2 protein-coding genes are annotated in these 1519 nt (G+C 77.3%); both read left to right on the top strand.

Annotated features, from left to right (window positions below):
- Positions 1 to 1153, top strand: a 1153-nt coding sequence (locus AC0CYZ_RS31525; RefSeq protein WP_472222185.1) for a heavy metal translocating P-type ATPase, incomplete at its 5' end; no start/stop codon positions are given.
- Positions 1150 to 1500 (top strand): NADH-quinone oxidoreductase subunit A, encoded by a 351-nt coding sequence (locus AC0CYZ_RS31520; RefSeq protein ID WP_472222183.1) that lies wholly within the window; start codon positions 1150 to 1152, stop codon positions 1498 to 1500. The genes AC0CYZ_RS31525 and AC0CYZ_RS31520, both read left to right, overlap by 4 nt.
- The last annotated feature ends 19 nt before the right edge of the window (positions 1501 to 1519 follow it).

The raw sequence follows: 1519 nt of genomic DNA, 5'->3' as shown, positions 1-1519 counted from the left end.
CGGCGGCGGCCTGACCGCCGCGTTCACCGCGGCCGTCGCGGTCCTGGTCATCGCCTGTCCGTGCGCGCTGGGGCTCGCGACGCCGACCGCGCTGATGGTGGGCACCGGGCGCGGCGCGCAGCTGGGGATCCTGCTGCGCGGGCCCGAGGTGCTGGAGTCCACGCGCCGGGTGGACACCGTGGTCCTCGACAAGACCGGGACGCTGACGACGGGGCACATGCGCCTGACCGACCCCGGGTGGGCCGACCCCGTGGCGCTGCGCCTCGCGGGTGCGGTCGAGGACGGGTCCTCCCACCCGATCGCGCGGGCGATCGCCGACGCGGCCCGCCTCGCGGGAGACGCAGCGCAGCGCAGCTCGACCCGTGGAGGTGGCCCCCTCCCGCCGGTGACCGACGCGCGGACCGTCGACGGGCTCGGCGTCATCGGCACGGTCCGCGATGCCGACCGCACCCTCGACGTCGTCGTCGGTCGGCCCCGCCTGCTCACCGCGCACGGGATGCCGCTGTCGGCGGCCCTCGCCGCGCGGGTCGACGCGGCACGGGCGGAGGGGGCGACCGCCGTCGTCGTCGGGTGGGACGGCGCGGCGCGCGAGGTCCTCGCGGTGAGCGACACGCTGCGCGACTCGGCGCCGGGTGCGGTCGCCGCGCTGCGGGCGCTCGGGGTCCGCCCGGTGCTGCTCACCGGCGACCACGAGACCGCGGCCCGGGCGATGGCGGCGCGGGCCGGGATCCACGAGGTCCGGGCGGGCGTGCTGCCGGAGGAGAAGGCCGACGCGATCGCCGCGCTGCAGGCGGGGGGGCACGTGGTCGCGATGGTCGGCGACGGCGTGAACGACGCGGCCGCGCTCGCCCAGGCCGACCTCGGACTCGCCATGGGCGCCGGCACCGACGCCGCGATCGAGGCGGGCGACGTGACGCTGGTCCGCGACGACCTCGGCGCCGTCCCGGACGCGCTGCGCCTGGCCCGCCGCACCCTGGCGACGATCCGCGGCAACCTGTTCTGGGCGTTCGCCTACAACGTCGCCGTCCTCCCGCTGGCGGCGTTCGGCCTGCTCAACCCCATGATCGCGGGCGCGGCGATGGCGTTCTCCAGCGTCTTCGTGGTGGCCAACAGCCTGCGGCTGCGCCGGTTCGCCCCGCGGACCGCGGCGTGAGCGCGGTGCTCGGCCTCGCGGTCGTCGCGGGGGCGGCGCTGGTCGGGGTCGGGCTGGTCGTGGCGCTGTCGTGGCTGGTGCGCGTGGTCGGGCGGCCGCTGCGCGCGGCTCCGCACGCGGGGGGCCTCCCCCCGGTGGAGCACGCGGTCTCGCGGTTCCACGTCCGGTGGTCCACGATCGCGCTGGTCTTCCTGGCCTTCGACATGGAGATGATCGTCATGTACCCGTGGACGCTCGTGCTCGCGCGCAGCGGCCCGGGCGCGGCGGTGGAGATGTTCGCGTTCCTCGGGGTCCTGCTCGTCGGGGTGCTCTACGCGTGGCGGGAGGGAGCGTTCCGGTGGTCGTGAGCCTCGCCCGCCCGCTCCT

Source organism: Actinomycetospora sp. (assembly GCF_055612215.1).
The sequence above is the reverse complement of the archived record's forward strand: the minus strand, read 5'-3'. Positions and strand labels throughout refer to the sequence as shown.